Annotated in this window: 22 protein-coding genes; 14 read left to right on the top strand and 8 right to left on the bottom strand. The window is 38.5% G+C overall.

What is annotated here, in order from left to right:
* Positions 1-4: 4 nt before the first annotated feature.
* The gene (gene prmC / locus VH441_RS02990) at positions 5-859 is read left to right on the top strand and encodes a peptide chain release factor N(5)-glutamine methyltransferase (RefSeq protein WP_434354006.1); all 855 of its coding nucleotides are present in this window, start codon (positions 5-7) and stop codon (positions 857-859) included.
* 38 nt (positions 860-897) lie between these two features.
* Here prmC and VH441_RS02985 read toward each other — a convergent pair whose 3' ends face one another.
* A complete protein-coding gene (locus VH441_RS02985; RefSeq protein ID WP_434354005.1) occupies positions 898-1,377 on the bottom strand; it encodes an Lrp/AsnC family transcriptional regulator in 480 nt (159 codons plus the stop codon).
* A gap of 169 nt (positions 1,378-1,546) precedes the next feature.
* Here VH441_RS02985 and leuA point away from each other — a divergent pair, with 169 nt between their 5' ends.
* Positions 1,547-3,247 carry a 2-isopropylmalate synthase gene (leuA, locus tag VH441_RS02980; RefSeq protein WP_434354004.1) on the top strand — a complete coding sequence of 567 codons (1,701 nt, stop codon included), beginning with the start codon at positions 1,547-1,549 and terminating at the stop codon, positions 3,245-3,247.
* A 77-nt stretch (positions 3,248-3,324) separates the two neighbouring features.
* Here the strand turns inward: leuA and VH441_RS02975 are convergent, their stop codons facing one another.
* Both VH441_RS02975 and VH441_RS02970 read right to left on the bottom strand, forming a co-directional pair.
* Positions 3,325-3,891: a hypoxanthine-guanine phosphoribosyltransferase gene (locus VH441_RS02975; protein WP_434354003.1), complete on the bottom strand. Its 567-nt coding sequence runs from the start codon at positions 3,889-3,891 to the stop codon at positions 3,325-3,327.
* Between the two features lie 86 nt (positions 3,892-3,977).
* A complete protein-coding gene (locus VH441_RS02970) occupies positions 3,978-4,646 on the bottom strand; it encodes a hypothetical protein (protein WP_434354002.1) in 669 nt (222 codons plus the stop codon).
* 186 nt (positions 4,647-4,832) lie between these two features.
* On the opposite strand from VH441_RS02970, the gene VH441_RS02965 reads away from it, so the two are divergent.
* Both VH441_RS02965 and VH441_RS02960 read left to right on the top strand, forming a co-directional pair.
* On the top strand, positions 4,833-6,767 hold the full coding sequence (locus VH441_RS02965; protein ID WP_434354001.1) for a hypothetical protein: 1,935 nt from the start codon (positions 4,833-4,835) through the stop codon (positions 6,765-6,767).
* Positions 6,768-6,823: 56 nt separating this feature from the next.
* Positions 6,824-8,530: a hypothetical protein gene (locus VH441_RS02960; protein ID WP_434354000.1), complete on the top strand. Its 1,707-nt coding sequence runs from the start codon at positions 6,824-6,826 to the stop codon at positions 8,528-8,530.
* A 269-nt stretch (positions 8,531-8,799) separates the two neighbouring features.
* On the opposite strand, the gene VH441_RS02955 is transcribed toward VH441_RS02960, so the two are convergent.
* Complete coding sequence (locus VH441_RS02955) at positions 8,800-9,435, bottom strand: response regulator (RefSeq protein ID WP_434353999.1); 636 nt, start codon at positions 9,433-9,435, stop codon at positions 8,800-8,802.
* A gap of 245 nt (positions 9,436-9,680) precedes the next feature.
* On the opposite strand from VH441_RS02955, the gene VH441_RS02950 reads away from it, so the two are divergent.
* Positions 9,681-10,643, top strand: a complete 963-nt coding sequence (locus VH441_RS02950) for a serine hydrolase (RefSeq protein WP_434353998.1) — start codon at positions 9,681-9,683, stop codon at positions 10,641-10,643.
* 213 nt (positions 10,644-10,856) lie between these two features.
* Here VH441_RS02950 and VH441_RS02945 read toward each other — a convergent pair whose 3' ends face one another.
* From VH441_RS02945 to VH441_RS02935, 3 genes are all read right to left on the bottom strand, one after another.
* The gene (locus VH441_RS02945) at positions 10,857-11,927 is read right to left on the bottom strand and encodes a DUF2157 domain-containing protein (protein WP_434353997.1); all 1,071 of its coding nucleotides are present in this window, start codon (positions 11,925-11,927) and stop codon (positions 10,857-10,859) included.
* A gap of 155 nt (positions 11,928-12,082) precedes the next feature.
* Complete coding sequence (gene clpB / locus VH441_RS02940; RefSeq protein WP_434353996.1) at positions 12,083-14,683, bottom strand: ATP-dependent chaperone ClpB; 2,601 nt, start codon at positions 14,681-14,683, stop codon at positions 12,083-12,085.
* Positions 14,684-14,918: 235 nt separating this feature from the next.
* Positions 14,919-15,245 carry a TraR/DksA family transcriptional regulator gene (locus tag VH441_RS02935; RefSeq protein WP_434353995.1) on the bottom strand — a complete coding sequence of 109 codons (327 nt, stop codon included), beginning with the start codon at positions 15,243-15,245 and terminating at the stop codon, positions 14,919-14,921.
* 239 nt (positions 15,246-15,484) lie between these two features.
* Between VH441_RS02935 and VH441_RS02930 the strand changes: the two genes are divergently transcribed.
* From VH441_RS02930 to frdD, 9 genes are all read left to right on the top strand, one after another.
* The gene (locus VH441_RS02930) at positions 15,485-16,681 is read left to right on the top strand and encodes a phosphoglycerate kinase (RefSeq protein ID WP_434353994.1); all 1,197 of its coding nucleotides are present in this window, start codon (positions 15,485-15,487) and stop codon (positions 16,679-16,681) included.
* A 202-nt stretch (positions 16,682-16,883) separates the two neighbouring features.
* On the top strand, positions 16,884-17,276 hold the full coding sequence (locus VH441_RS02925; RefSeq protein WP_434353993.1) for a hypothetical protein: 393 nt from the start codon (positions 16,884-16,886) through the stop codon (positions 17,274-17,276).
* Positions 17,277-17,348: 72 nt separating this feature from the next.
* Positions 17,349-17,609, top strand: coding sequence for a hypothetical protein (locus tag VH441_RS02920; protein WP_434353992.1), 261 nt, complete (start codon positions 17,349-17,351; stop codon positions 17,607-17,609).
* Between the two features lie 114 nt (positions 17,610-17,723).
* Positions 17,724-18,341 carry a Holliday junction branch migration protein RuvA gene (gene ruvA, locus VH441_RS02915; RefSeq protein WP_434353991.1) on the top strand — a complete coding sequence of 206 codons (618 nt, stop codon included), beginning with the start codon at positions 17,724-17,726 and terminating at the stop codon, positions 18,339-18,341.
* Between the two features lie 67 nt (positions 18,342-18,408).
* Positions 18,409-19,392, top strand: coding sequence for a Holliday junction branch migration DNA helicase RuvB (gene ruvB / locus VH441_RS02910; protein WP_434353990.1), 984 nt, complete (start codon positions 18,409-18,411; stop codon positions 19,390-19,392).
* 159 nt (positions 19,393-19,551) lie between these two features.
* The gene (gene frdA / locus VH441_RS02905) at positions 19,552-21,351 is read left to right on the top strand and encodes a fumarate reductase (quinol) flavoprotein subunit (RefSeq protein WP_434353989.1); all 1,800 of its coding nucleotides are present in this window, start codon (positions 19,552-19,554) and stop codon (positions 21,349-21,351) included.
* A gap of 50 nt (positions 21,352-21,401) precedes the next feature.
* Positions 21,402-22,220, top strand: coding sequence for a succinate dehydrogenase/fumarate reductase iron-sulfur subunit (locus VH441_RS02900; RefSeq protein ID WP_434353988.1), 819 nt, complete (start codon positions 21,402-21,404; stop codon positions 22,218-22,220).
* 9 nt (positions 22,221-22,229) lie between these two features.
* Positions 22,230-22,631 (top strand): fumarate reductase subunit C, encoded by a 402-nt coding sequence (locus VH441_RS02895; protein WP_434353987.1) that lies wholly within the window; start codon positions 22,230-22,232, stop codon positions 22,629-22,631.
* Between the two features lie 36 nt (positions 22,632-22,667).
* The gene (gene frdD / locus VH441_RS02890; protein WP_434353986.1) at positions 22,668-23,018 is read left to right on the top strand and encodes a fumarate reductase subunit FrdD; all 351 of its coding nucleotides are present in this window, start codon (positions 22,668-22,670) and stop codon (positions 23,016-23,018) included.
* Between the two features lie 204 nt (positions 23,019-23,222).
* Here frdD and VH441_RS02885 read toward each other — a convergent pair whose 3' ends face one another.
* The gene (locus VH441_RS02885; protein ID WP_434353985.1) at positions 23,223-24,842 is read right to left on the bottom strand and encodes an ABC1 kinase family protein; all 1,620 of its coding nucleotides are present in this window, start codon (positions 24,840-24,842) and stop codon (positions 23,223-23,225) included.
* Between the last annotated feature and the right edge of the window lie 40 nt (positions 24,843-24,882).

Genomic DNA, 24,882 nt, shown 5'->3' with positions numbered 1-24,882 from the left:
TGATATGAAGATAGAACAAATAAAACAAACAATTAAAAATGGTGGCTACCATTTACCAGAACATTGGGTAATAGATTGGCTGCTTGAGGTTTTAGCTAAGCCAAACAGCTTTTTGATTACTGATGCCACCTATGAGCTGACAAAGGAAGAGTTGATAGCATTTAATACAGGTATTGATAAAATGCAATCAGGCATACCACTTGCACAGCTTATAGGCAAGCAAGCGTTTTGGTCGCTTGAATTTATGGTGAATGAACACACCTTGATACCACGTCCAGATACTGAGGTATTGGTAGAAACTGTACTCGACTGGATCAAACCCCATAGATTTGTAAGTCCTGCTAAATTACTTGATTTGGGAACGGGTACAGGCTGTATTGCCATTAGTTTGGGGCATGAGTTTGCTAAAGCTAAGAGTACTAGTAGTAACTGGCAACTAACCGCGGTAGACTTAAGCAACCAAGCATTGGCAGTGGCTAAAAAAAATGCTCAACTTAATAACGTAAGTAATGTTGAGTTTGTGCATTCTAGTTGGTATAACGCATTATCAACTGAGCAAAAGTATCATGTGATTGTTTCTAACCCGCCATATATTGATGCCTCAGATGCGCATCTTACAAAATTAAAGGCAGAACCGATTACAGCCTTGGTTGCTGATAACAAAGGTTTGGCAGACATTGAACATATTGTCCGTTTTGCGCCAAGCTATTTGCATAATGGTGGTTTGCTGGCGATTGAACATGGTCACAATCAAGCAGAATCTGTGCAGGCTATCTTTAATGCAAATGGCTTTAAACAGGTTAAAACCATTAAAGACTATGGTGGTAATGATAGGATAACCACAGGCGTTTTAGAGTAATAGCAAACCCATATCGCTAAATTTTGTGTTTGGCTGTTTTATAAAACGGAGCGTCTAAACACTTCTCTTAGCTCAAAACTGGTATGCACTTGTGCAACACCTTCAATGCGGTTTAGGCGATGGAGCAAAAATTCTTCATAATGGCTCATATCGCGTACTGCAATTTTTAACAAATAGTCTTCTGTACGCCCAGTGACAATACTACAACTAAGCACTTCATCAAATTCTCTAACTTTTTGTTCAAAATGTGCAAAACGGTCTGCAGTGTGTTTATCCATACTAACCGCAATATACAACGAGAGTCGATAGCCCAGCTTTTTAGGGTTTGTATGGGCATGAAACCCAGTAATCACACCAGAATCTTCTAGCTGTTTTAGCCGCCTAGAGCAGGGTGTTGCGGATAGATTTACCCTTTCGGCAAGCTCACTAATACTGAGCCTTGCATCATTTGCTAACTCTCTGACTATTTTTTTATCAATTTCATCAAGTTCTAAAACATCATTTTGAACAGCTTTCATTACTTTTCTCATCTTTATAGTGATATTAACTAATAATATAACATTTAATAGCCAATATATCTAAAATATCTGTTAAAAATTTACTATTTTGCTTATTTCAACTATTCAAACTTTGTTATTATAATATCCTCAAATTTTGATGATTTTTTTATAACGTTTAGGATTTATCATGAGCCAAACAGCAGTAAAGCCACAAAACCCATTATTCGATAATAATAAATATCAGCCATTTGCCTTTGCACCAAAATTAACGGATCGCACTTGGCCTGATAAACAAATTGAGCAAGCCCCAAGATGGGCAAGCGTTGATTTGCGAGATGGTAACCAAGCACTGATAGACCCAATGACGATTGAACAAAAAATGCAGTTTTTTAAATTGCTGGTTTCTGTTGGTTTTAAAGAAATTGAAATTGGGTTTCCTTCTGCTGCTCAGGTTGAATTTGACTTTACTCGCAAATTGATTGAAGAAGGGCACGTGCCAGATGATGTTACCTTGCAGGTTTTGGTGCAGGCACGTGAGCATTTAATCCGCCGTACTTTTGAAAGCTTAAAAGGTGCCAAAAGGGCAGTCGTTCATGTTTATAACTCAACTTCTAGAGTGCAGCGAGATAAGGTTTATCAAAAAACTAAAGAAGAAATCAAACAAATTGCCATGGATGGTGCAACCCTGTTAAAAGAGTTGGCAAAAGACTATCCAGAAACTGATTGGGTTTTCCAGTATTCGCCAGAAAGCTTTAGCCAAACAGAACCAGATTATGCGGTAGAAGTTTGCCAAGCGGTGATTGATGTTTGGGAGCCACAAAATGGACAGGAAGTTATTATTAACTTGCCTGCAACGGTTGAGGCATCTACGCCCAATGTTTTTGCAGATCAAGTAGAGTATTTTTGCCGTAATATAAAACAGCGTGAGCATATTTGTGTATGTTTGCACACCCATAATGACAGAGGTTGCGGCGTTGCAGCGTCAGAGCTTGGCTTAATGGCAGGTGCTGACCGTATTGAGGGTACCTTGTTAGGTAATGGCGAGCGCACAGGCAACATGGATATCTTTGTGATGGCAATGAACATGTACAGCCAAGGAGTTGATCCACAGTTAGACTTAAGTAATGCCAGTGAAATTGTACAGGTTGTTAGCGAATGTAATCAGTTACCAGTACACCCACGTCATCCTTATGTTGGTGAGCTTGTGTTTACGGCATTTAGTGGTTCTCATCAAGATGCCATTAAAAAATCGCTTGATTACAATGCTTCACATGAAGAAACTAAAAACATTTGGGATGTTGCTTACTTGCCAATTGATCCTACGCATATTGGTCGTGGTTATCAAGATGTGGTGCGTATTAATAGTCAGTCAGGTAAAGGTGGTGTTGCTTATATTTTACAACGTGACTTTGGCTTTAACTTACCACGTTGGACACAAATTGACTTTAGTAAGGTTGTTCAATCTCAAGCTGAATCGGTTGCACGTGAATTGAAAACAGATGAAATTTTACAAATTTTTGAGCAAACTTATTTGCAACAAGATCGTATACAGCTTAAAGATTATAGCGTTAATAATAAAGAGTCTATTGTTAGCTTTAATGGGCAAATTGTGTTGGATGGTGATTTGTTAGAAATCAATGGTACAGGAAATGGTTCTTTATCTGCATTTATTGATGGTTTGGCTAAGCACACGGATAAGCCAATACATGTTACTAACTATGCAGAACATGCCATCAGTGGCGATGCAGAAAACAAAACGAATGCCAATGCTGCTGCTTATATTCAGTTAAACGTGGGTGGCAATATCTACTCTGGTATTGGTACTTGTGCAAGTACGATTTCTGCCATGCTTAAAGCGGCATTATCTGCATTAGAGCAGGCTATCTAATATACATAAAGTGATAAATAAAAAGCGGTGAGTAATTTATACTCACCGCTTTTTTAATGCTTTTAAAAAAAGAAAAATTATTTCAATGCTTCTTCTTTAATGGCATAAATACCTGGCATGTGACGTAAATAGCCATGAAAATCCATACCACAGCCATAAACATATCTATCTTCTACATCCAAGCCAACAAAATCAACATCAAAATCTTTAACTTTTCTGTCATGAATTTTGTTTAACAGTACACAACAGTCGATAGAGGCAGGTGATTCTTTTTTCAACTCATCTACCACGGCTTTTAAGGTAATACCTTCATCAAAAATATCATCGATTAACAGAATGTGCTCACCAGTAATATTAACATCTGGTTTAAATTTCCAAACCAAGTCGTCGCTGCCTGCATTATCACGGTAACGAGTGGCGTGGATATAGTGCATGCGATGGAAAAAGGTAAGGTGGGTTAGCAATTGACCTGCTGGGATAAGCCCACCATTCATAACCACCATAACAATTGGATTTAATCCTGCATAATGTAGGTTTAACTGCGCGGCTAAACGCTCGTATGCAGCAGCAACTTCAATTGAGCTAATTAAGCACTCAGAGTTGCGTAAGGTTTCTTCAATTTTTTGGTTACTAATTTGAGACATATTTTAAAACTCATGTATTTACTTTGGTGTATTTTAACATGCCAAAAAATTATATACCATCATAGTTAGAGTAATCCTTGTGATATTCACTCATCTTTTATCACCACAAACTGGGCAAAGTGGTTAGTTAGCCTTAAACAAGCCTCATTATCCATAGAAGGCAGCAATTTATGGATAGCAGCTTGGCTGGCTTTGTTAACGGCAGCTTCAGCTATAGGTATGGCTTTACGTTTTATCATACCAAGGTGTAAGTGCTTGCTAAAATCGACAACAAAATGCTCTAAGTTTGCACGTATTAAAATATCCATGACGGTTTGTAAGTGCGGGTGTGGATCTGCCGAATTTGTTGCATGTTGCAATCCCAACTTAACAGCTTCTGCATCTTGACTGCTTAATTGAAAGCCAACTCGTCTATTACCATCGTTATCAATAAATAAGCATTTATCTTTCATAAAAAAATAGGTATCGACAACTTTTTCATTTGGTAGGTTAATCAATATATGTTTAAGTAGCGTGTCTATCGCAGTATGTATGGCATTTGTTAGCTTTTGCATTTTGGTGCGGCGTGCTTTATCTGCAATTAAATCCAACATTTTGGTGAGCAGGTTATCCAATAGTTCATGTGATATTTGCTTGGTAACCTCATCTCGATATAAGTTGTAGTCACCATCTGCATCGCTGCCCATAATTTGGATATTGGTGTCTATTTGTTTGTTAAGTGCATCCGTTGGTATAAACCCAAAATAGATTTGCATAGTTTTGCCTTATCAAGATTTTATTTAACTATAAATGTTTTATGATGCATGATACCAAAATCATGCTAAATATTAAAAATAAATCAGGTCAATATCCTATTGTTTTAATCGTATTGCGTTAACTGGCGATGCTCATTAAATAGTGCTACTATTGCAATATATTAAACTATACGATAGGGATTTTTTATGTCTATACATAAGGTTGAGGTTGCGCCTTTTTTACAAAAAAACATGCACAAAAAAATGTTATCTATTTGCCTTTTAAGTGCCGCTGTTGCAGGGATTTCTGGGTGTCAAACAACGTCTGGCTTTAACGGCAATCTTAGTAAGGCAAAACAAGCGTATCCATTAACGGCGGCTATTAAACCATTGCCGAGTCAATTGGCTAATCATAGTGCAGAGGCACCAAGCACTTCGGATATCGCACATAAACGGGTTTTAAGGGCAGTCGACCAATTTTTAACGACACCGCATTCTTCTGTTTCTCAATATAAAACTTTTGTAAGACCTTTTGTTGAAAAAGGTAGCCTTGATGAAGGCAGCCAAAGTGTTACTCAAACTATTATGGAAGTGCTTGCTTATCAAGAAGACAATAAAGTAAACGGCTATGCAGACGATGAATATAATGAATACGAATACGATGCCATCGATGCAATTTATGAAGAACAGTTGAAAAATAATAAAAGCTTAAGTGATGATGAGGCTTGGGAGATTGCAGAGGCAGTTTATAATGCACGCCAGCAAAAGCTCTATGATGACAACCTTGAACCAGACTTAAAACAAACTTTACTTAACAAATTAACTGAATTAAATGAAAGCTACCAACAAATGAAGGCTGAGCAAGAAGAAGCTGAAGAAGAAAGCACCAGTACCTCTATCTTTGATATGATGAGACCTTCTTCTGTTAGCTCCATGATTCTAGGGACGATGTATAGCAGCCCAGAACAAGTTGAAGCACTGCAAACTTATACAATGCAATATCTAAGCACTAATTCAGTAGGGCAGTATGAGCCTGCACAAAGAGAATATAAAAGTGTATTAAGTTATGACTTTTCTTCGCCAACTCGAGAGCTGTCTATCCAAGTGCCATACAAAGTTGATTTTAACAAAGCAAGTATCACTTTAGATCCCTCTGCTGCATTACCAATTATGGCGATGGTATCACCAGAAAATACTCCCCTTCCAGAAGAGAAAACAACGCATACCATAGAATTTAGTTTGCCCGAAGAAATAAAAGCTGAAATTCCTACAGATGTGTTATTTGATGCCTTTTTAAAAGGCGTAAACTTAGCCTTTAGTGAAATGAACACCGAAGACTTTACGCCATTGGATATAACCGATGACACCTTTGCCAAGTCAATTAATGCCAAACGTGCGGTTAAGGTTAATTGGGGTAGTAAGCAAACGGGAACATTTGTTGGCAAAGTCATGAAATCCATGGGTAATACTGTCGAGCAATATATTAATGACAACCCACAAAAATATGATGATGATTCAAAATTAATCGAAATACTAAATAAGTGGTTGCTTGTAAAAAATGATTTTCAATCAAAAGATGTTGGCGGCTTGATACAAGCGATTGAAGCGATTGCACCCATCAGTTTTGACCAGACTCAATATTATTATTTAAATGCAAGTGATCAGTTGATTGCAATGCAGGCAAAGTCTTCTATTGGTAGTGAGTTTTATGGCATGACAATGGATAATCTGACAGAAACCAGATACAACCAAAAATTGGCTGCACAAAGTCCGCTATACCCTTTGTTAACCGAAAACTTTTCTGCCAACGCACCAGCGGCAATTGATGGAAATGAATGGATTAATCAAATGCAGCTAGAGGAGCATTACAACGATGAAGCAAAATATGCACGTTGGGGCTACAACAAAAGCGAATACTCATTAACAGAAGAAGCCTTAGCAGCAGAAGCATTGGTAGAAGAGGCTACCGAGAGTATGGATATCGAAGAAGCCGTAGAGTCGGCTGTTGATTCAACTGTTGAGGCAGAAGCTGCTGTAGAAGACGCCAGTTTAGAAGAGACAAACAAAGAAAACTATAAAAACACCGCAGATGCTTTTAAACAGTTTGAACAAAATGAAGTATTACCAACACCAACTAACTAAACCTGTTTAAACATAGATTATAGATAGTTAGTAAAATTAATAATATTTTGAGAACAATGATGAAAAAAACAAACCCAATAAAATTGCTTAGTTTATGTACCTCTATGGTTGTAGCCAGTAGTTTTTTATCTGCTTGTCAAACGACTAATGGTTTAGATACTAATTTAGCGGCAAGCTCTTTAGATAACTCATTGGCGCAGTCAGAACAAGCGAAAGAAGAGTTACAGCAAGCCTTACATAATCAAATCAGAAGTAATTTTAGATATAACATGGATGTCGAAGTTTCTAACTCAAAAAAGCTATTGTCACTTCTAAAAGCATCACCAGAGCAGCTAGAGAATGTTAACAATAAAAAAGATTTTTGTAGCGAAAGTCATGATAAGGCTTATGCGGCGCTTTTAAAAAAAGTAGATGCTGCTGACGAGTCTGTTTTTGATGATAAATATGCACAAGATCTTGAAGATATCAAACAAGGTTTTTTGCTATGTGAAGAAGAATATGACAGTTGGTATGATGACTATTATTACAATGGTAGTGATACGGAATATATGCCCGAATATGATGATCAACATACCGCTAAAGATTTAAAAGAAGCACAGCTATTAAATGCTTATTTGCTTGAGCCAACTGATATTAACATTACGGGTACTTATCAACCACTTGCAGGGAAGATAACAGTTTTACCAGCGTTTGATTATCAGCATCGCAATATTTTGGGCAGAGTTAACCAACCTGTTTATATCGACCTAAAAAAAGGTGAAATCTATTTTTGGGCGGCAAACTTTGCAGGTACAAATGCTAAATATATAGACGATAAGTTGGGTGCAAAGTGGCATAACAAATGGTTAAAGCTGGCACTTAATGATGGCACTTTACCCGAAAACATTGGTAAGGATTTAATAGCAGCATATTTAGAAGCGCAAAAAGCAAGCTATGAGCAAGAACCAGTAGAAGGGTTTGCTTATATTAGTAATACAGATTTATTAAATAAGTTTGATTACTTAACTGAGAATCAAAAGAGTGTTATGGCAAATAGCAGAAAAATTGTTAGCCGTATTCATGATTCAGAAACCATGAACAAAAACTATTATGTTTTTGCCAAAACTTTTTATGATTCAATTATCCAAAAGCATCCTCAATTAATTATAAATAGTGACCAACCTGAAAGCTTTAAAAAGATGAAGTTTGATAGCTTAACAATTTTAAAACTATTTATGAAAGGGATGCATCAAGAAGTAGAATCTTATGAAAACCCAAGTGCGACTGATGTGCTCAATGACGTTGAAAGTGGAGACATCATTGACTATGAGGAGTATTACGGATTAACCCGAAGGAATAAAATAGCATGGTCGCATTATAGCCTTAACATGTCTGATACGGCAGAAGAAGACGCAGTAATGGTTGATGCATTAACTCAATTTGATTATGGACCAATCGGCGAGCAATTGTTTAGTAACTTGCCGTCAGAAGTGCAAACACCAACTAATGAAAACAGCATAGACCTTAGAGTGTATTATAAAGCGTTGTTAGAGCATTATGAGCAGGGTGGCGGTACGCAAATTGGTAAGATGGGTTATGGGTTTTATCAAATGATGCAAGAAGCTAACAAGGTGAATGAAGAGACAACAGAACAAGATATTGAGTTAGAAGAAGCAACGGATGTTGATACCAGTATTATTGAAAGTGAGGTTGAAATATCTAATGATACTTTAAACGAAGAAGAACAACTCATTGAACCTGAAGTGATTGAAGAAAGTGAATAGGGTTTAACTGACTTTTAATAAAACGACTAAAAAAGCCTTCAAACGATGGAAAATAGTTTGAAGGCTTTTTTTATGCGTATCTTTATTGTATGTATTTGAATGGTATGTGTGTATTGAGGAACTTGTTATTTCTTATTAGGTATACAATACTGGCATAGCAACCATCTTAGGCTTAGGATGACTGTTTTAAATGTAATAACAGTCATAATTTAACTTGATGTAATAGATGGCTATATCGGTATTTTAAAAAGTGAATTAAATCAGTAAAACTAAGGTTGAATTAAACCATGACGCATCGCTAAATGGGTTAGCTTAACATCGCTATCGACGTTTAGTTTTTCAAAAATACGATAGCGGTAGGTATTAATGGTTTTAACACTGACAAAAAGTTGGTCAGCAATTTGCTGAGGACTTTGGCAATTCACTACCATCATTGCGACTTGTTTTTCACGTTCGCTTAGCAAATCAAAAGGAGAGCCATCATTATCTGTTAACAGTACTTCTGCTAATTGTTCAGCAACCTCACTACTAAAGTACTTGCCACCTTGATACACCTTTTTGATGGCTTTAATCATTTCATCTAATGGGGTGCCTTTGGTTATGTAACCATTAACCCCCGCTTTTAGAAGCATAGAAGGGTAGGGCTGGCGAGTGAGGCTACTTACAGCTAATATTTTTAATTGGTTATTTAGTTGTTTTAAACGTTTAGTTGCTTCAACACCCCCAATATTTGGCATATTAACATCCAATAAAATAACATCTGGTGCTAACTGTCTTGCAAGCTGTATTGCCATGTCACCGCTATCTGCTTCTGCAACTACTTCTATGTCTGGGCTATCTGAGAGCATTCGGCTAATGCCCATTCTCACTAAATCGTGGTCATCAACAACTAAAACTTTAATCATAATGCTTTTTAACCAATTTAAATACCTCTCAAATATAGCATATTTTTTGTTTTAGTTAACGAATTAAATTTCACATAGTGCGTCTATAAATTTTGCAAAAGTTTTAATGAATGTATAGTTTTTATAGCAAAATCCATACAGCCCTTGATAAATAAGCCTATATGCGGTAATTTATTGCCTAGTCAGTAGGCAAAATATTTATTTAATGCACTATTTTGTTGCTATGAATAAAAAAGGATGGGGATATGGCACTTCAGAAAAAACTATTAACCATAGTAGTCAGTGTGGGTATGGTCGGTACCGCTCAAGCAGAATTAAGCGTTAATGGTCAAAAAACGCAAGGTGATAGCTTGGCGGTTGCACGCAGTATTATGAGTGGTAATAGCACAAGTTATGGTACCGATTACAACTCATATAATTCTTTCAACCCTAACACATACAATCAGCTAGCGATTAGTACTGGTTCTCGTGGGGTAATGGTGGTTGATGTTAAAACGGGGCAAGCATTGTATGAAAAAAATGCAGATATTGCCCGTCCTATCGCTTCTATCACTAAGTTAATGACAGCAATGGTTGTGTTAGATGCTGGCTTAGATATGAATGAAGAGATAAAATTAGTGCCTAGCGATTTTGTTGGTCCTAAAAAGGCAAGCTCTCGTCTTAAATCAGGGGACCGCCTAAACCGTGCAGAAATGCTATTAATGACTTTAATGAAGTCAGAAAACCCAGCGGCTAAGTCTTTAGCCCGCACTTACCCAGGTGGTTATAATGCTTTTATGAAGGCAATGAATCGTAAAGCTGAATCTTTGGGTATGTACTCTGCCTTTTTTGGTGATCCAACAGGTTTGGATAAACGCAATGTTGCCTCACCAAGTGATTTGGTAAAAATGGTAAAAGCGGCTGGTAATTATGATTTGATTCGCCGTTTTTCTACCACAGCAAGCTACGACTTTCATGTTGCCAACTATGCTTCTGGCAACCGTCATTATGCAGCGCGTAATACCAGCTATTTGGTTCGTGACGGTTTGTATCCAATTGGCATTTCTAAAACGGGTTTTATTAATGAAGCAGGAAAATGTGTGGTGATGGAAACTCGAATAAATAATCGACCTGCTGTGGTGGTGTTATTGGGTGCGGGCAATTCATCAACACGATGGAAAGATGCCGAAACGATTTTAAATAGTCTATCTAGCCGACGTTATATTTAATACTTAAATATAAGTGATTTGTATGTTTATTAAAAAAGAGTCAGTTTAAAACTGGCTCTTTTTTTAATACGTAAGTTTTGTTATTAACCATTAAAAGCTTTGATGCACCTGCTTTTAAATTACAGATAAGTCGCTCTAGTAGAGCAATAAGTAGTATTGTACATGCGTATAATAAGTACGGCTTATACTTATCCACTCATTTTGTAAAAATGGCTAATTATTTTTTTGTAAAACTTGTATTTTTTGTTGTAATTTTTTTGGTAAAAAATTGAGTAGTTTATTTGATATTGCATGTTCATGGCGTTGCCAAAGTACACCTAAATAGATAATTGCAAAACCGATAAAAGCAAGCACAAGCGGGAATAACATGCTGTTTTCAAACACATCCCAAGCGAGGTGGCTAAAGTACACACAACTGCCTAATCCAGATAAAACAACAAACACACGACGTTGGATGACTAATCCAAAAAACATCATAACAAGGTTAATTACAAAGTATCCAAAACTTAACCACTCATTGTTTGTACTATTAAAGGTTAGTGCACACCAAAAGGTGAGTGCGCCTATAATATAAAGCCAAAAGCTATAATCTTGGGTTTTGTCTTCTCTATCAATTTGCCTAAAATCGATAAATAATGCCAATAGGGTAATTGCCAGTCCGAAGTAGATAGAAACTGTGCGGCGCAGCGCCCAATCAAGAACCCCATCATTTAAAAATGGGGCGACATCCATTGATAAATACCAAAGTGTTACTGCAATTGGGAACATGACAAAAGCCCGTTTATATCGCCACATCATGATTGCGCCAACAGCAAGGGTGCTTAGCTCCATAAAAATCCACTGCCAGCTTATCCAAGTATGATAGTCTCGGTAGTTTTGGTACTCTTCACTCCATACCCCCAGTGTTTGTTGCAAACCAAATACAAATAAAGGCACCAGTACTAACACAAAAGCTAACAAAATACTGTGGGGTATCATTAAATTTTGCCGTTTAAATCTGTCTGCAAGTAACATACCAATTAGGGCATAGCACACGCTAATTACTATGATGCCAATCCCACCAAATTGCTCAAACCCTAGAGTAATTAGCCAGCTCATAGCTGCAATGGCAATAAACCCACCAAAATAATAAAGCAAATGCGCCATTTTAAATTTTGGTTGGTTCAAGTCATGCTCAAAGTTTAAGGTATTATCATCGTAAAGTGCCATTATCTGGTTAAATTGCGCTTTGGTGATAATATTTTGTGAAACGGCTTGTTTTAGTGTGTCGGCTAGCATAGGCATTGTGATGAACCTTATGAAGTTAGTACCATTAATATACAACTAAAATCCCTCGCAATCATTAAAATTACGAGGGATTTTGTAATATTTTTGTAGACGCTCAAAGTTAGTTATCTTGCACTTACTACAAAATTAATTGCACGCAATGGGGTACGAAATTAACTTAACCTTAATTTGTCAAATTTAAGTTTTCCATTGTCATTCACAGTGGTTTTAATGATATCGCCAGCAACAAAATCACCCGCCAGTAGCTTTAATGACAATGGGTTTTCAATCTCTTGCTGAATGGCACGTTTGAGTGGTCTTGCGCCATAAACAGGGTCATAGCCAACACTAACCAGCTGCTTCATGGCGTCTTCGCTTAACTCTAAACCTAATTCACGCTCGGCTAAACGCTCACGTAAACGAGCAAGTTGGATATCGGCAATGCCTGCCATTTGTTCTTGACCAAGTGGGTGGAATACCACAATCTCATCAATACGGTTGACAAATTCAGGGCGGAAGTGCTGACCCACTGCACTCATAACGGCTTCTTTAATTTCATCATAATGGCTGTCATCAGCAGACATTTCTTGAATTTCATGACTGCCTAAATTACTGGTCATAATGATGACGGTATTTTTAAAATCGACCACACGCCCGTGCGAGTCGGTTAAACGTCCGTCGTCAAGCACTTGCAGTAAAATGTTAAACACATCTGGGTGCGCTTTTTCTACTTCATCAAAAAGCACCACACTGTATGGCTTACGACGAACAGCCTCAGTCAGCATACCCCCTTCTTCATAACCAACATAGCCAGGAGGCGCACCCACTAAACGGCTAACGCTGTGTTTTTCCATGAATTCACTCATGTCAATCCGTACAATATTGTCTTCACTGTCGAATAAAAAGTTAGCCAGTGACTTCGTTAATTCGGTTTTACCCACGCCAGTAGGACCCAAAAACAAGAATGAGCCAAATGGTTTGTTGGGGTCGGCAAGCCCAGCACGGCTACGGCGCACAGCATTAGCAACAGAGATAACCGCTTCGTCTTGTCCAATGACTCGTTCATGCAAACGGTCTTCCATGTTTAGCATTTTTTCACGTTCGCCTTGTAACATTTTACTAACAGGGATGCCCGTTGCCATGCTAACGACTTCGGCAATTTCATTGTCTGTTACCTTGTTGCGTAACAGTTTGGTTTCTGATTTGCCATCTTTTGCCTGTTGTTCTGCTAAGTCAGAGTCAGTAATACGTTTTTCCAGTTGTGGAATGGTTTCGTATTGCAATTTTGACATGGTTTCATAATCACCTTCACGGCTCGCCTTCTCATAAGCAATACGGGCTTTATCCAGTTCATCTTTTAATTGCTGAGAACCTTTAACCAGGGCCTTTTCTGCCTGCCATACTTCATTAAGATCAGCATATTCTTTTTCTAGCTCGGCAATCTCATTTGTTAAGATTTTAACTTGTGATTTTGCACCATCATCATCTTCGCCCTTTAAACTTTCACGTTGCATTTTTAACTGAATCAAACGGCTATCTAATTTGCCCAATGCTTCAGGTTTGCTGTCCATTTCCATACGTAAACGGCTAGCAGCCTCATCCACTAAATCAATGGCTTTGTCTGGCAACATACGGTCGGTAATATAACGATGGCTCATACGAGCGGCAGCAATAATGGCACTGTCTTGGATATCTACGCCGTGATGCAACTCGTAACGCTCTTTTAAACCGCGCAAAATAGCGATGGTATCTTCTACTGTTGGCTCATCAACCAACACTTTTTGAAAACGGCGTTCTAGTGCGGCATCTTTTTCGATGTATTGGCGGTATTCATCTAAAGTTGTTGCCCCCACACAATGCAGCTCGCCACGGGCAAGGGCAGGTTTAAGCATATTGCCTGCATCCATAGCGCCATCTGTTTTTCCTGCGCCTACCATGGTGTGTAATTCATCAATAAATAAAATGACATTACCTTCTTGTTTAGAAAGGTCATTGAGTACGCCTTTTAAACGTTCTTCAAATTCGCCACGATATTTTGCACCGGCAATCAAAGCGCCTAAATCAAGCGATAACACTTCTTTACTACGCAGACCTTCAGGGACATCACCATTAACAATTTTTTGCGCCAAACCTTCTACAATTGCGGTTTTACCGACCCCAGGCTCGCCAATCAGTACAGGGTTGTTTTTGGTACGGCGAGATAGTACCTGAATGGTTCGGCGGATTTCTTCATCGCGTCCAATCACAGGGTCAAGTTTGCCTTGTTCGGCTTGCTCAGTTAAGTTAACCGTATATTTATTTAATGCATCTCGTTGGTCTTCTGCATTTTGGTTGGTAACAGCCTGACCACCTCGTATTTCTTCAATAACTGTTTTCAGGTTTTTACTATCAACGCCTGCGTTTGCCATTAGTTTTTTAGTATCGCCTTGTTCGGCAAGGGCTAGCAGTACCCATTCTGTTGGTACAAACTCATCGCCTGACTTTTGGGCAAAACGGTCGGCAAGGTTTAATATTTTTATGGCATTGGGTGCAAGCCCAACATCGCCGGTCGGCGTTCCGATTTTTGCCAAGCCTTCTAATGCTTTTGCCACACTATTTTTTAATGCAGGAATACTAGCGCCTGCTTGTTGACAAGTACTCAGGTTTGCTTCGTCTTCTAATAGTATAGCGAGAATGTGCAATGCATCCACATTGGTATGATCACGACCGACTGCCAAACTTTGAGCAGATTGGACGGTACTTTGTAGCTTTTGGGTGAATTTATCAAATCTCATATTCGTTTCCTTATAATGTTTTAGTATTAATATTTATATAAGGATATGGAATTTAAAAAACAAGGACTATTTATTTTTTTTACTTATTTATCAAAGGTTTATTTATTTTATTATTGTCCTCTATATAGACTATATGGGATTTTTTAAATAAAAATTCAAGTGATTAAATGGTGATTTATATACAAAATTGATGGACAATCTCAATAGATTGTCCATCGTCATATTAACATTGTTTTTATGGGGCATGTTGCATACATAAGGTTGCATAAGGAACAGCTTCAAGGCGTTTAGGGTCAATATCTTCACCACATTCTTCGCATTGACCATAGTCACCGGTTTCTATGCATTCTAATGCATGGTTGATATAGCCAATTTCTTCTTTTGCTTCAATCAACAAGCGTTTACGCATCTCATTTTGGCGCATTGCAACTGCTTGGTCATCCCAATGTTCATTTAAATCATCTTGTGGATGATGAATATGATCTTCGATTTTATCAATTCGGTTTGCATATTCTTGTTTTAGCATGAGCAATTGCTTTTTGAGTTCGCTTACGTCAGTCATATTGCCTCCTTGAGCTTATCTAACTAAACAAAAGAGATTAGTTTTATCTTATACAACTTGTGTGTTAGGGTCTATCAAAAAGCATAAACCAATAGGCATATTAACATTACAACCTATATCCAGAATATGCTAAAATCTTAAAAATCACTTTTAGAATATCAGCAAATAAATGGGTGCAATTGCACTCTAAATTTTGCTGTGTTTTGTTTAATATCGCCAATCAAAAATAAGGTTTTTTTATGAGCTTTTTACGAATGACTGAATTAGAGTTGACAGGTAAAACTGTATTAATTCGTGAAGATTTAAATGTGCCAGTAAAAGATGGAAACGTATCAAACGATGCGCGTATTCAGGCAAGCATCCCAACCATTAAGCTGGGACTGCAAAAGGGCGCTGGCGTTTTGGTTTGTTCGCACCTTGGTCGACCAACTGAAGGTGAAAGCGAAGATAAATTCTCATTAGCACCAGTGGCAGAGTATTTAACGAATGCGTTAGGTCAAGAAGTTAAATTGGTAAAAGACTACCTTGATGGTCAGGTTGAAGTGGAAGAAGGTCAAGTTGTATTGTTAGAAAATGTACGCTTTAACAAAGGTGAGAAAAAAGACGATGAGGCACTTTCGCAAGCTTATGCAAACCTTTGTGATGTGTTTGTAATGGATGCTTTTGGTACTGCCCACCGTGCTCAGGCTTCTACTCATGGTGTTATTAAAGCAGCCAGTTTAGCAGGCAAGCCAGTTTGTGCAGGACCTTTGTTAGCCACCGAGTTAGATGCCTTAGGTAAAGCATTGCAAGCACCGGCAAAACCAATGATTGCCATTGTTGGTGGCTCTAAAGTTTCTACAAAACTGGATGTTTTAAAGTCATTGGCGCAAATTTGTGATCAATTGATTGTTGGTGGCGGTATTGCAAATACCTTTATTGCGGCTAAAGGGCATTCGGTTGGTGCCTCATTGTATGAAGCTGATTTGGTAGAAACAGCAAAACAAATTATGCAGCAAACAGAAGTATTACTGCCGGAACAAGTGGTAGTAGCAGACAAAACTCAAATTGACTTTGAAGATTTTTTAGGATCGCTTGAATCGAGTACAGCGACTGTTAAATCATTAGCTGAGATTGGCGACAATGATATGATTTTAGATATTGCACCAACCAGCGCAAACTTATTGGCTGATGCCATTAATGCAGCAAAAACTATTTTGTGGAATGGTCCTGTTGGTGTGTTTGAAGTAGATAAATTTGGTGAAGGTACCAAAATTGTTTCAGAAGCTGTAAAAAATAGTGATGGTTTTTCTATCGCTGGTGGTGGTGATACGCTAGCAGCAATCTATAAATATAATGTTGTAGAGGGTGTCAGTTATATGTCTACGGGTGGTGGTGCTTTCTTAGAGTTTGTTGAAGGTAAAGAGCTGCCAGCAGTAAAAGCGTTAACATTGTAACTTTTTTAAGGTAAATAAAAGTGGTAAATTGCAGTAATTTATCGCTTTTGTCATATCAATGTAATAATAAATAGTTACAATTTTAAAAATTTTTTGTAAAAAATTACAATAATATGCTTGCGTAGCGGTTCATCTCATTATAGAATTTTATCCGCTTACATTACCCAGTAAGTTAATAAAACGAATAAAGAGGTTGATTATTATGTCTACTAAACTACTTATTGCTAGCCTACTAGCAGGTACATTTGCTTTAACTGCATGTGCACAAAAAACAGAAGAAAAGCCTGCTGAAGAAGCTGCTGCGGCTGCTGAAGAAGCAAATGCTGAAGCTAAAGAAGCAGAAGCAAACGCTGAAGAAGCGAAAGAAGAAGCAGAAGCTGCTGTTGAAAAAGCAGAAGAAGCTGAAGAACATGCTGAGCATGCTAAAGAAGAAGCTGAAGCTGCTGCGGATGATAAAAACGTAGTAGAAAAAGCAGCTGAAGCAACTAAAGAAGGTGCTGAAGCAGTAGTTGATACAGCTAAAGAAGGCGCTGAAGCAGTAGTTGACACTGCTAAAGAAGGTGCTGACGCGGTTAAAGAAGCTGCTAGCAACTAATATATACTCACTTTAGAGTGTTGGGCATACTCATTCTGTGAGTATGCCTTTATTTTTTTAAGAGGTTTATTTATGTCTACCAAACTACTTATCGCTAGCATTTTAACTGGCATATTTGCTTTAACAGCCTGTGCTCAAAAGTCAGAAGAAGCACCTGTAGAGTCAACCCATACAAATGAAAAAAATACAGAAGTTCACAACACTGAAGCAAATCAAGCCCAACTTAACACCCAAGAGTCTGGCAGTGAGCAAAAAGCGGAACAAAGCGAAGTAGCTGACTCATTTGAACCTGGCGAAATTGAAAAGAACGTTGAAGAAAATCAACAATTTTAAATGATTAAAATAGTTAACCTTGATAACTTAAGCAGTTATCAAGGTTTTTTATTTGCTAGCAAGCCACCTAATACTATTGTACACTGTAATTTAATTAACTTGTTTTGGACACTTATGATTGGACTTATTGAAGGCAAAGTTTTACACCTATCGGCACCAGTTGCGGTTGTTTTAACAAATTCTGGCATCGGCTATGAAATAGAATTGCCTGTACCTGCTTTTTGCCAACTACAAATGGATACCGTTGTTAAAATCTGGACACACTTGCATGTGAGGGAAGATGCTCAACTTTTGTATGGTTTTACTGAGTATCAAGAACGTGATGTATTTAAACAACTGATTAAAATTAATGGCGTTGGTGCAAAAATGGCGCTAGCGATGTTATCAAGCATGTCTTCTGCCCAATTAAAGTCATGTGTTAATAAACAAGATGAGTCGGCACTAGTAAAAGTGCCTGGTATTGGCAAAAAAACGGCGCAAAGATTGTTGATAGAGTTAAAAGATAAGCTTAAAAATATTGAAGTGGTGGATGCTGATATTGTTGTTGATAATGAAAACGCGCCATCAATGAATCATGAAATGAAAATATTAGCAGAAGTTGAAGCGGCGTTGATGAGCCTTGGATATAAAGAAAAAGAAGCGCAACAAGCCATTAAACTGGCAAATCAAGCATTTGATGAACCCGTTGATATTCAAACCTTGTTAAAAGCCTCTTTAAAACAATTGGCATAAAACAATTGCAATAAATTGTTGATTGCGACAGAGTCACGTGTAAATACTGAAATAAAAAAATAGCCTAATGAATAATAATAGATTAATAACCCCAGATGAGATGAAAGGTGACAGTGCGGATGTAAACATTCGCCCTAGTTCACTTGATGAATATATCGGACAACCCGTTGTTAAAGAGCAAATGTCGGTGTTTATTGGTGCAGCCCGCAAACGTAATGAAGCGTTAGATCACACCCTTATCTTTGGACCACCAGGGCTTGGTAAAACCACGTTATCAAACATCATCGCAAAAGAAATGGGCGGTAACCTTCGTTCTACTTCTGGACCTGTGTTAGAGCGTGCGGGAGATTTAGCTGCCATGCTAACCAACCTTGAAGAAGGCGATGTGCTTTTTATTGATGAAATACACAGGCTAAGCCCAGTGATTGAAGAAATCCTATACCCAGCTATGGAAGATTTTCAGCTGGATATTATGATTGGGGAGGGTCCTGCGGCTCGTTCAATTAAATTAGACTTACCGCCATTTACCTTGGTTGCTGCAACTACCAGAGCCGGGCTATTAACGTCGCCACTGCGTGATAGGTTTGGTATTGTGCAACGGCTTGAGTTTTATAGCATTGAAGACTTAACAACCATTGTTAAGCGTTCTGCTCGGTTACTTGGCATTCAAATGACTGCTGAGGGCGCAAAAGAAGTTGCGCATCGCTCACGTGGTACACCACGTATTGCAAACCGTTTACTAAGGCGTGTGCGTGATTATGCCGAGATTAAAGCAAATGGCGAGGTAACTGGCGATGTAGCTTCTAGTGCGTTAGATATGCTGGCTGTTGATAGACGAGGGCTTGACCATTTAGACAGACGGTACATTGAAATGCTATATGAACGTTTTGATAATAAACCGGCAGGTGTAGAATCGATTGCAGCGGCGATGGCAGAAGATAGAGGGACGCTTGAAGATGTCATTGAACCATATCTTATTCAACAAGGATATGTGTTGCGAACAGCAAAAGGTCGAATTTTGACACAAAAAGCGATATCGCAATTTAATTAGATACAATGACTAAGGTATTTTTAACCTTAAAGTTTTTATTTATAAAATAAATGATAGTTATAATTAAATCATTATATTAAATGTGGGTTTAACCAAAAAATAATTTATAATACTTGCAACAAAAAACACATAATCATCTAAAAAAAATGGTGGAAAACTATGTCAATTCAAGCCAGCAAATTGCAAGCCAATATTGATATGATTGAAACAGATGTTGCAATTATTGGTGCAGGTGGTGCAGGGCTTAGAGCAGCAATTGAGATTGCTCGAAAGTCGCCATCTACAAAAATCGCTCTTATTTCTAAAGTTTATCCAATGCGTAGCCATACAGTGGCAGCAGAAGGCGGTGCTGCTGGGGTTGTGCGTGAGGATGACAGCTTAGATAATCACTTTAATGATACGGTATCTGGTGGTGACTGGCTTTGTGACCAAGATGTGGTTGAGTATTTTGTTGAACATGCAACAGAAGAAATGGTAGAGCTAGAGCACTGGGGTTGCCCGTGGTCACGGAATCCAGATGGTACCGCAAATGTTCGCCGTTTTGGTGGCATGAAAATCCCTCGCACTTGGTTTGCTGCCGATAAAACTGGCTTTCATATTTTACACACCCTTTTTCAAACCTCTCTCCAATTTGACAGTATTATTAGATATGACGAGCACTTTGCCCTTGATTTATTGATTGAAGACAATCAAGTTCAAGGGGTTCTGGCATTTGATATGCAAAATGGTAACGCCAGAGCATTTAAAGCCAAAAGTGTGATTATTGCGACAGGTGGTGCTGGGCGTGTTTATCAATACAATACAAACGGTGGCATTGTTACGGGTGATGGTATGGCACTTGCGTACCGCCAGGGTGTCCCTTTGCAAGATATGGAGTTTGTACAATATCATCCAACTGGCTTACCGGGTTCAGGTATTTTGATGACAGAAGGCTGCCGTGGTGAGGGGGGGATTGTTACCAATAAAGAGGGGTATCGTTATTTACAAGATTACGGTTTAGGTCCAGAGACCCCAATTGGTGAACCAAAAAATAAATATATGGAGTTGGGTCCTCGTGATAGGTTATCTCAAGCTTTTTATCATGAGTGGAAAAAAGGGAATGCAATTGAAACTGCCCGTGGTGCGGTTGTTAACTTAGATTTACGTCACCTTGGTGAAGAGTATATTAACGAACGCTTGCCATTTATTCGTTCACTAGCGATGAAGTTTGTGGGCGTTGATCCGGTTCATGCACCTATTCCTGTGCGTCCTACTGCACACTACACCATGGGTGGCATTAAAACCAATGGACTGTGCGAAACACCAATGGCAGGGTTGTTTGCCGTAGGTGAATGTGCCTCAGTTGGTTTGCATGGCGCCAATCGTCTTGGTTCTAACTCTTTATCAGAGCTTTCTGTATTTGGTAAAGTCGCTGGTGAGCAAGCGTTAGAATTTGCTAAGAAGCAACATAGCCATAGTGATAACTTTACAAAATTAGCAGAATCTAAATTAATGCCATATCTTGAGCTTCTTCATAAAACAGATGGTACAGAAAATCCTGCTGATATTCGTAATGATATGGGAATATTAATGGATACTCACATTGGTATTTATCGTAGTGCCGAAGATTGTGAGCTGGCAATTAGTAAGATTACAGCACTGAAACAACGTTATAAAAATGTCAAAGTAACTGATCATAGCCGAGTATTTAATACAGATTGGTTGGGCGTTATTGAGCTTGGCTTCTTGTTAGATGTTGCCGAAGCGATGATTTATAGCGCAGCTGCACGTAAAGAGTCTCGTGGCTCTCATCAGCGTTTAGACTACCCTGAGCGAGATGATGAAAATTATTTACGACATTCGCTGGCTTATTACAATGCCCATAAAGCTCCAGATATTGATTATGCACCGGTAACCATTACTAAATCATTACCAGCACAACGTGCCTATGGTGCAGCGGGTGATAAATCAGCTAAATAAAGACAAATAAACAAAAAACAGTTAACAATTATTAGGTTAAGGCAGTTATTATGACCACCCAAACCAATATCCCAACGGATACAATTAGTAAAGTAGTAATCGAGGTAATGCGCTATCGACCTAATGAAGACGATAGCCCTTGGTGGCAAGCGTTTGAAATAGAATGGTCGCAAGACATGTCTATTTTAGATGCACTTTTGCACATTAAAGACTTTTATGCACCTGACTTAAGCTTTAGATGGTCTTGTCGTATGGAGGTTTGTGGCTCTTGTGGCATGGTTGTTAATGGTATGCCTAAATTAGCTTGTTCGACTTTTGTGCGGGATTATGCACAAGCTAAAATTGCCGATAGCAAAAATAATGCAAATATCCGAATTGGGGCATTAGACCAAATGCCAGTAGAAAAAGATTTGGTGATTGATGTCGACCCTTTCATTAAAAAGTTAGAATCTATTAGTCCTTATATTGTTGATGCAACTGCAAAACCTGTTGCGCATACAGAGCCAGCGACAAAAGTTAAAAAGCAGCAAAACTTGCAATCACCAAAGCAGTTGGCTAAGTTTAAAAAATATAGTATGTGTATTAATTGCTTGCTTTGCTATCAGGCTTGTCCTCAAATTGGGCTTAATGCCGAGTTTTTAGGACCAGCGGCATCGGCTTTAGCACACAGATACAACTTAGATAGCCGTGATAAAGGCGCAGCACAAAGATACACTGTGCTTAATGATTCAGATGGTATCTGGCCTTGTACCTTTGTTGGTTATTGTTCTGAGGTTTGTCCAAAACATGTTGATCCAGCAGGTGCAATACAACAAAGTAAAGCCGCGGCAATTCCGTATTGGGCAAAATCACTATTTGGTAGCAAATAAGGGGGCGTTATGTCTAACTCAGTTCGTAAGCCGTATCAAAAACAGCAACCTGCAAATTGGTATAGAGAAAACAAATTCTTTTCTATGTATATGTTGCGTGAATTAACTGCTGTGCCAGTTGCTTTAGAATCACTCAACTTATTTTGTGGATTAGCGCATTTAGCGACAAGCCTTGAAAAATGGCAATCTTGGGTTGCTTGGCAATCAAATCCATTGATGGTTATTTTCCATTTAATAGTGATTGTGGCAGCACTGTACAATAGTAAAACATGGTTTGATGCTGTACCAAAAGCTATGCCAATCCAAAAAGGCGAGAAGTTTGTGCCAGAAAAAACATTAGTGATGGGCAGTTGGTTTGCCTTAGTTGCCATTACGCTTGTTTTAATTGCGTTGGTTAGCTATTTTGCCTAATGTGGCTATATCTAATTTTAGTAGGGGAGTAATATTGTGAGTACAAAACATCTTAAGCCAATCTATTGGGGTATTTTTTCAGCTGGTGGTACAGTGGCAGCAATGGCACTAGCGCCCCTAATTTTGGTGATTTGTATTTTATTGCCGATGGGTATTTTGGGCAGTAGCGAAGCATTTTTTAATAATGTGCATGGTGTTATAGCACATCCAGTTGTGTTTATTGTGCTTGCTGGGCTTATTTTTACCTTGCTTTGGCATGGTGTACACCGCTTTTATTATATTTTGCATGACATGCATATTCATGTTGGCAATGGTGTTCGTTTATTCTTTTATGCTTTTGCAATTGTAGCGTTTTTATTAACCTTGTATTTTGGTTTGGTTGCTTAACTTAAAATCCCACACTAGAATAAATCGTTTTAAAAAGTTAGGTATAACGCATTCACGATGCTGCTTATAGTCATGAATATTAAAAAAACTGTCAGTTGATGAATTTAAAAGCCCCAAAAACTTTTGGTTTTTGGGGCTTTTATTTTTAACTGTAAATAGTGTTCATTCGGTTCATAGCATTAACAAGTAGTTTTAGTGACACATCTATCTAAAAATGCGCCAAATAACAAAGCAGATGGCAATAAAATAAAATATAGGTGCAAACCAGTTAACTTGGGTGGCAACCCCAATACTAATGGCAAGCCCTGCGAGTGCAATCCAATCGTTGCGTCTGTCATTAAGCATATCCGCTCTTAGTTGTTGCATCTCTCTTAGCTGCATTTCTTGACGGGAGCCAGCAGATGCCAAACTTTGTAGACCTTTATCGACGAGTTTAGGTAAATCGGTTGATGATAATAAAAGCTCAGGGAGTTGTTGACGGATGTGTTGTAAATTGCGAATAGGGTCTAATTGCTCTTTAACCCAGCTGGTTAAAATCGGTTTTGCAAGTGACCAGATGTCTAAATCTGGATACAAATCACGTCCAAGCCCTTCAACATGTACTAAGGTTTTAAGCAATAGCATCAACTGAGGTGGGATACTCATGTGATGGCGTCGTGCAATGTCAAGTATTTGCATCAACACACCAGCAAAATCTATTTCATTGATTGGTTTTTGCACCATGGGAGAAATGGTGCGACGCATGTCACGCATTAATGCATGTTTATCGGTATCAGGTGGTATCCAGCCTGCACGATACACAATATCAACCAAGCCTGTAAAGTTATTGTTCATCACTGCTAGCAGCATACGGGCAACGACAAGCTGGTCATCTTTTGACAGCTCACCCATGATGGCGCAATCAAGCCCGATATAACGAGGGTCTGTTTTTGCTGTGGTTTCTACAAACACATTGCCTGGATGCATGTCAGCGTGGAAGAAGTTATCACGAAATACCTGCGTAAAAAAGATGGTCAAACCTTTTTCGGCAAGGCGAGCTCTATCATAGCCTAGCTCATCAAAGACGTGGGTATGAGAAATAGGAACACCGGTAATGCGCTCCATTACCATCACATTGGTATTGGCTTCATACACTTCTGGCACATATATCATGTTAGAGCCAATAAAGTTATTACGCATTTTAGTGGTGTTGCCAGCTTCTAAAGTTAAATCAAGCTCATTGAGCATGATTTGTCGGTAGTCTTCAACAATGTCAATGATATGAACCGCTCTTGCTGCCTCTACACGGTCAGATGCCCATTTTGCCAAGTCTCTAAGCAACTCAAAATCTTGGATGATTGTTTCTCTAATATCGGGACGTGTTACTTTAACGACAACCTCACGACCATCTGGTAGTGCAGCGGTATGCACTTGAGCAATTGACGCGGCGGCGAGTGGTTTGGTATCAAAACGTGCAAACAGCTCTGCCACTGGTTTACCAAGCCCTTTTTTGCTATCTTCAATTTGAGCAATAGCAATATCTATATCAAACGGTTTGACTTTATCTTGCAACAGCTCTAGTTGGCTAATAACTTGTGGAGGCACTAAATCACGGCGAGTTGACAATAATTGACCCAGTTTAAGAAACAGGGTACCCATTTCTTCTAATGCCAATTTAACGCCTAGTTCTTTTGGTTTTTTACCAATGGCAGCGGGGTGGGATTTTATTAGCCTTGCTATTTTTTTTAACTGAGGTGCTTCTTCAATAGGGAGGTGAGTGTCAAGGCGGTATTTGGCAGCAATGCGCCAAAGCTCAAATAAGCGTTTTCGGTGAGATAATAACATTCAGAAAAAAAATCCAAAACTCAATAATTTAATAGGTTCA

It is taken from the genome of Psychrobacter sp. HD31, assembly GCF_051097895.1.
In the GTDB taxonomy this organism is placed as follows: Bacteria; Pseudomonadota; Gammaproteobacteria; order Pseudomonadales; family Moraxellaceae; genus Psychrobacter.
The sequence above is the reverse complement of the archived record's forward strand: the minus strand, read 5'-3'. Positions and strand labels throughout refer to the sequence as shown.